Annotated in this window: 6 protein-coding genes; all 6 read left to right on the plus strand. The window is 44.2% G+C overall.

Features of this window, described 5'->3' with window-relative positions; translation table 11 throughout:
* Position 1: 1 nt before the first annotated feature.
* Positions 2–649: a V-type ATP synthase subunit D gene (locus FWJ59_RS00475; protein WP_414480014.1), complete on the plus strand. Its 648-nt coding sequence runs from the start codon at positions 2–4 to the stop codon at positions 647–649.
* Positions 650–1233: 584 nt separating this feature from the next.
* Positions 1234–2613, plus strand: coding sequence for a uracil-xanthine permease family protein (locus FWJ59_RS00480; RefSeq protein WP_414480015.1), 1380 nt, complete (start codon positions 1234–1236; stop codon positions 2611–2613).
* 497 nt (positions 2614–3110) lie between these two features.
* Positions 3111–3767 (plus strand): YwmB family TATA-box binding protein, encoded by a 657-nt coding sequence (locus FWJ59_RS00485; RefSeq protein ID WP_414480016.1) that lies wholly within the window; start codon positions 3111–3113, stop codon positions 3765–3767.
* A gap of 86 nt (positions 3768–3853) precedes the next feature.
* Complete coding sequence (spoIID, locus tag FWJ59_RS00490) at positions 3854–4888, plus strand: stage II sporulation protein D (protein ID WP_414480017.1); 1035 nt, start codon at positions 3854–3856, stop codon at positions 4886–4888.
* A 62-nt stretch (positions 4889–4950) separates the two neighbouring features.
* Positions 4951–5811: a peptidoglycan DD-metalloendopeptidase family protein gene (locus FWJ59_RS00495; RefSeq protein ID WP_414480018.1), complete on the plus strand. Its 861-nt coding sequence runs from the start codon at positions 4951–4953 to the stop codon at positions 5809–5811.
* Positions 5812–5947: 136 nt separating this feature from the next.
* Positions 5948–6208 (plus strand): sporulation transcriptional regulator SpoIIID, encoded by a 261-nt coding sequence (gene spoIIID, locus FWJ59_RS00500; protein WP_414480019.1) that lies wholly within the window; start codon positions 5948–5950, stop codon positions 6206–6208.
* Positions 6209–6271: the final 63 nt, after the last annotated feature.

The following is a 6271-nucleotide window of genomic DNA, read 5'->3' on the forward strand; positions in this document are numbered from 1 at the left end:
TATGGCTATCATGAGGGTTAATCCCACGCGCATGGAACTTACCCGCTTGAAAACAAGGCTTCAGGTGGCAGTAAGGGGTCACAAGCTGCTCAAAGACAAGCGGGATGAGATGATGCGCAAATTTTTAGACCTGATAAAACAGAATAAGGAGTTGCGGGAGCGCGTGGAGCAAAAATTAACCCTGGCGTTTAAGGATTTTGTGATGGCGCGGGCTGTCATGTCTTCCGAAGTGCTGGAGGAGGCTATAATGTTTCCCACCCGTAGGGTGGAGATAAAACCTTCAATTGGTAATATCATGGGCGTAGCTGTTCCCGTCATTGAGTATAAGGAAGTGATCGACCAAGAGCTCTCTCCTTATCCCTATAGCTTTGCGGCCACTTCGGCCGAACTGGATGGCGCCATTGCCGCCTTTTCCGACATCCTGCCACTTATGGTGGAGTTGGCTCAGATAGAAAAGACTTGTCAGATGCTGGCAGATGAAATTGAGAAAACCCGCCGCAGGGTAAATGCTCTGGAATACGTAATTATCCCTCAGCTCCAAGAGACGATACGCTATATTACCATGAAGCTGGATGAAAACGAGCGCGGAAATCGTACCAGGTTGATGAAGGTCAAGGATATGCTGGAGGAAAAAAATGCAAATGTATGACGAAGTTAGCCTGTAAGGCCATGTAAAAGTCAATTTTGGTTTACACGACGAATTTGGGAAGATTATATGGCTATCAATAGGTGCTCCGGTGGGTGTGTTACACCCACCGGCTAGAATAAAGCTTGCCACAACCTCCTCTTTTTGGCATATTTCTCAACTTTGGTTATCTGCGATTTTGGAAAGTAAAAGCTTGACCAAATTCCTTCACTTTTCTTTATGTCCCTTGTATATCCTTTCTCATAAAGGGTGACCTATGTAATTTGAATGCGATAGATTATCGCGGGAAGGCAACGCATATCTACAAAAAAGTTATTGATAAATTTATCTGCATATGTTACACTGTTTCAAGTGGGGATATTTTTAAGTCTGGTACAGAGATGCCGACAAGATATCCTGCAACAAGAGCATAGCATAACGTTGTGTTGAGGATAATCTTGCCTGCACTATGTGACAGACAAGATTTTTTTATGTAAAGGGGGATGAGTATAAGTATAGCGAGAACAGCAAATAGTTTGTACGGCTTATATGCCACAGTTGGGTGGCATAGGAATTCACACAAATAAAAATTAAGGAGAGATGCTGTCATGTCCAAAATTCAACATGCCATAGGGTATCTTCCCGATGAACGTCCGCCGATATGGAAGCTTCTACTTTACGCGATACAACAGGTTATCGTAATGTTTCCTGCAACGGTAGCTGTAGCAATCATTACAGGTTTTCACATCTCGACGACCATCTTTGCCAGCGGCCTTGCTACCCTCTGTTTTATTCTGGTTACAGGACGAAAGATCCCGCTTTATTATGGGTCAAGCTTTTCATATATCACTGCCGTTGCTAGCCTGATGAACTCCCAAGCGTTGGCGGGATACACTCTCAATGAAAAGATAGCGGTAGCTCAATTTGGCATCGTCATGTCAGGGCTTGTATCTATAGCGGCAGGGCTTATCGTCAACCGCTTTGGGAGGGATTCCCTGGAAAGGATCTTGCCGGCATCGGTTACAGGTCCTATTGCTATGGTGATCGGGCTTACGCTCGCGGGGACAGCGTTAAACGATGCGGCCTCCATTGCGATTGATACCGCAGGAACCATTGCTGTTGCGGAATCCCAGATAGCTCTTGCCAAGAACATGGCTTGGCTAGTTTCGCTCGTCACATTGATCTCAACTATCTTGTTCTCAGTATATTTGAAAGGTTTTATGGGTCAAATTCCACTTATTCTTGGCCCAATCGTGGGCTGTATTACGGCCTTCATCATCAAACTTGTAACGGGCATTAACCTTTTTAAAGTTTTGCCTGCCACAGCCAACACTGGAATTTTTGCTCTTCCCATATTTACGCTTCCCAAACCCTCATGGATGGCGGTTGCAGCCATTATGCCCATAGCAATTGCTACCATTCCCGAATCAACGGCACACATATACCAGCTGGACCTTTATGTAAATGATTTGGCAAACAAAAAGGGTAAGGGTAAGAGGTATGATATTGCCGACAAGCTTGGGCTTAACTTGATCGGCGACGGCATCGGCGATATAGTTGCCGGATTTATTGGAGGTCCTGCTGGCACCAACTATGGGGAAAACATAAGCGCCATGGCTATCACCAGAGTGTTTTCCACATCGGTTCTCATTGCTGCTTCCATAATAGCCATGATTATTTCCTGCTTTACACCTCTAATAAATGCCATCTATTCAATCCCCACCGCGGTAATAGGGGGCATTGAAATCTACTTGTTTGGCGCAATAGCCGTTCAAGGGGTTGCCATCATGGTTGAAAGAAAGGTGGATCTGTTTAGCGCTAGAACTATAGCGGTTATTGCAACCATCATGATTATCGGCCTTGGAGGACAATACGCCTTTGGAGGCAACATACCCTTCTTTGGCATGGAGGTTCCAAGCGTTGCAGGGGCAGCCATATTCGGAATACTCCTTAACCTGGTATTGAGCATAGGGGAGAGGGAAAGATAATATAGTGTTTAATGATGTTTAATTCCATAAAGCTTTGTAGGAGAGTTGTCCATGGGACAACTCTTTTTTTATGGCTGTATGGGATTTGCCTAAATTCATGGTATGGTTAAGTATAAAAGCTGGTGGATGATAAAGCTTTTATTGAGGGGTGGGGTTACACGAGTTGCCAACATGGCCTGGAAGCTGACGGAAAGTGCATTGTGAGGTTCCTATCCTCGCAGTTTATTTTTTTGACCCTATTGGGGCTTGTGTAACCCAAAATGAATGGATTTTTTTTGGACAAGGCGAAAAGAGCTCAGATCAATGACGCCCGTATAAAAACCCTGTAAATGGCAATAATCAAAACATGACAATTATTCAGCACGAGTTTGGGAGGGTACAGGGTCATAGTGGGTTATAAGAGGGCATTGCTTTCAGCAATAATTATATGTTTAGCTCTATTTCCTATCCCTAGGCAAGGGTGGGCTGTTCAGCAATCATTTGAGGGGTTTATTGCCTTGGAGCAGGTATTGGATTTTGTTGGGTGTGACAGAGAGTATTTAAATGTCAATGGCTGGTGCTTGCTGAATAAGGACTATATGTCCCTTGACGATCTGAAATCATTGGCAACAAAAGCGGCTTACTTTTTTGAGTTGGAAGGATATGAATTTATTTCCACCCAGGGTAATGGTATAAAGCAGGTGAGCATAAGGGGCACCAATAAATATGGGCAGATAATCTCAATAGCCTGCAAGAGTATTCAGACTTTGGATGGGAATAACGCTGGATACGAAAGCTATATTGTAGTGGACATAGCGGATGATGTACGTAGGGCTAATAGCGCGGCAGTTAAGGATTTGTTAAAAGGTTTTTTTGAGACAGTAGGGGTAAACTCTACCATTACAATGACGCTCTCCGGAAGTTTTGAGGGTGAGCTTGAGCCCGGCGAGATGCGAGGTATTTGTAGCGAAATATTGAAGTACCTTGGGGCTGTGGAGGTTGAAGGTTTATACCAGGAAGGGCTTGTGAGCGTCAGCGGCTATGCTCCTGTGCTGGGCAAAGGGATTGTATCGGGAAGCAGGCAGGTAAATGTTCAGGTAGCGCTGCGCTACAGCCCCTATAAGGGCAGGACATATGTCTGGATAGGGACACCCATTATAAGCATTGAGTACTGAAAGCTGCTATTTGAGTTCTAACTCCCCGCTTTCCATCATACAATGGTATCATTGATTGAAATTTTGGATGGAGAGTGGGGGAGAGGATGAGATGGTGGATCAACCTGCTGCTGTCAATAGTCATAATCGTGGTAGTTATTCCTGCATTGACCGTACAGGACTTTTCCCTGTTTGGATTTGATGATAGGATGCCTCCATCTGAAACTGATTGGCAACCAAGGGATGAAATCGATATTAAAACTAAAAGCCCAAAAAGCGTTGAAAACCTGGAAGTAACCGTATATGACCATGCCACCAAAAGTATAATCAAAATGCCTCTAGAGGAATATATTGTAGGCGTGGTGGCGGCTGAGATGCCGGCATCATTTGAGCTGGAAGCATTGAAGGCCCAGGCTGTTGCTGCTAGAACTTTTGCTATAAGAAAGATGCGCGCCTTGGGTGGCAGTGGGTGTTCCAGCCATCCACAGGCTGATGTATGCAGCTTATACAGTCACTGTCAAGCGTGGATTTCCGACGAACAACAAAAGAAGAATTGGGGCAGCGACTACGCGACCAACCATGAAAAAATAGTCAGGGCGGTGGAAGAAACCAGGGGTTATATAATGACGTATAAGGGTACTCCTATTGAGGTGTTTTTTCATTCAACTAGCAACGGTAAAACCGAGGATGCCGGGGAAGTTTTTTCCCATTCATTGCCCTACTATACTGTAGTGGAAAGCCCCGGGGAAGAGAACAGCCCCAAATACAAGCAAACGTTCACCTTTTCCAATGATCAATTTGTGAAGATTTTCAAAAGTAGATACCCTGACAGCAATTTGAGCGCTAAAAACTTATCTTCTCAGATAAAGATAAAGAGCTATACGAAAAGCGGAAGGGTAGGGGAGCTGATAGTAGGAGGCATTACTGTAAAGGGAACTGATTTTCGTTACCTTTATGGCCTCAATTCCACCGATTTTAAGTTCAAGTTTGAGGGGGATAAGGTGATCATCGAAACAACGGGATATGGCCATGGGGTGGGCATGAGCCAGGTGGGAGCCAACTATATGGCGCAGCAGGGCCACACCTACACAGATATATTAAGGCACTACTACAAGGGAGTGGATATCGAAAAATACAGATAAAATTCATATATCTGTATTTTTTTTTATTTTTTGGATAGAATCCTTAAAAGGAGGTGATTTGAATGGGTTTTGCTAAATATAAAGAGAAGATTAGAAATGCGTTTAATAAGCAGGCGTTTAAGGATTTCTGGAACAGACTTGGCTTTTATATCATCCTATTCATATGCGTGTGTGCAATAGGCGCTACGGCGTTTTGGACATCAATGGATAGGGATAAGATGCAAGGAGAAGCTCAAGGTGATATGGCCGAACAGGATATACAGGACGAGCTCGTTGAAGAGCCGGTACAGCAGGCAGATGCCAGCGACAAAGTGAATATAAGGATAATAGACGTGGCAGAGGATAAGACCCAGGGTGAGCGGGAAGAAGAGACCTCTCAGTCGCAGCCTGATAAAGTCGACCATGGCGATGATAAATCGAAAACTGCAGGGGATAAGCTGATTCCGGTGAATGCAGTGAATTCTAAGCCGAAGGTCGTTAATACCGGTGCGACCGCTCAGGCGCAAAAAACCTCTAAGGTTTTGTTACAAAAGCCCGTGAACGGAAGGATCGTAGTGGATTTTGCTCTGGACCACTTACAGTATTCGAGAACGCTCAAAGAGTGGACAACCCATCCCGGAATTGACATCGAAAGCCCGGTGGGCACTCCCGTCAGGGCAGCGCTGGATGGAGTGGTGGAATCCATAGAAGAGGACTCACTGATGGGCATCATAATCACTATCGATCATGGAAATGGCTTGAAAACGCGGTATGCAAATCTCTCCACCAAGGATATGGTTAGGCTCAACCAACAGGTGAAGAAAGGACAAGTTATAAGCGGAGTGGGTAGAACGGCAATAAGCGAGATACTGGATGCCCCTCACCTCCATTTTGAGGTGTTAAAGGATGGAGAAAATGTCGACCCTAAGAACTACTTAGAGTAAAGAGCTCCGTAAACTCAAATTACGGAGCTCTTTTTTATATTTTTTCTTCTATATGGGTTTTTCTCTGCATAATTATTTTATAAACACAAATTTTATGGCAATTTTTAAAGGGATTGCGGTGAGGGGGGTCTTGGACTTGAAGGATTATATTGAGGAGAGAGTTCTTGAAATAGCCAACTATATGATTCAATCCAAAGCTACCGTCAGAGAGGTGGCTAAAGTTTTCAAGGTGAGCAAAAGTACAGTCCACAAAGACGTCTCGGAGCGCCTTCCCAAAATCAATCCCATCCTGTGGGAAGAAGTGAAAAAGGTGCTGGAGCACAATAAGGCAGAACGGCACATCAGAGGAGGTAAGGCTACCCGCTTAAAATACAAAATGATGAAAGAACAAGGTTAAAAAACAAAAAAATAAAGAGGATTTTTGGAAAAAAAGTAGAATATTTAAGTGTAAATATTGGAT

Origin of the sequence: Caldicoprobacter sp., from assembly GCF_047459465.1 — a bacterium.
GTDB lineage: Bacteria > Bacillota > Clostridia > Caldicoprobacterales > Caldicoprobacteraceae > Caldicoprobacter.

What these genes read in the sequence shown, in the direction of transcription:
- FWJ59_RS00475 (WP_414480014.1), top strand. Translation starts at nt 2, where the DNA reads ATGGCTATCATGAGGGTTAATCCCACGCGCATGGAACTTACCCGCTTG.
- spoIID (WP_414480017.1), top strand. Translation starts at nt 3,854, where the DNA reads ATGAGATGGTGGATCAACCTGCTGCTGTCAATAGTCATAATCGTGGTA.
- FWJ59_RS00495 (WP_414480018.1), top strand. Translation starts at nt 4,951, where the DNA reads ATGGGTTTTGCTAAATATAAAGAGAAGATTAGAAATGCGTTTAATAAG.
- FWJ59_RS00480 (WP_414480015.1), top strand. Translation starts at nt 1,234, where the DNA reads ATGTCCAAAATTCAACATGCCATAGGGTATCTTCCCGATGAACGTCCG.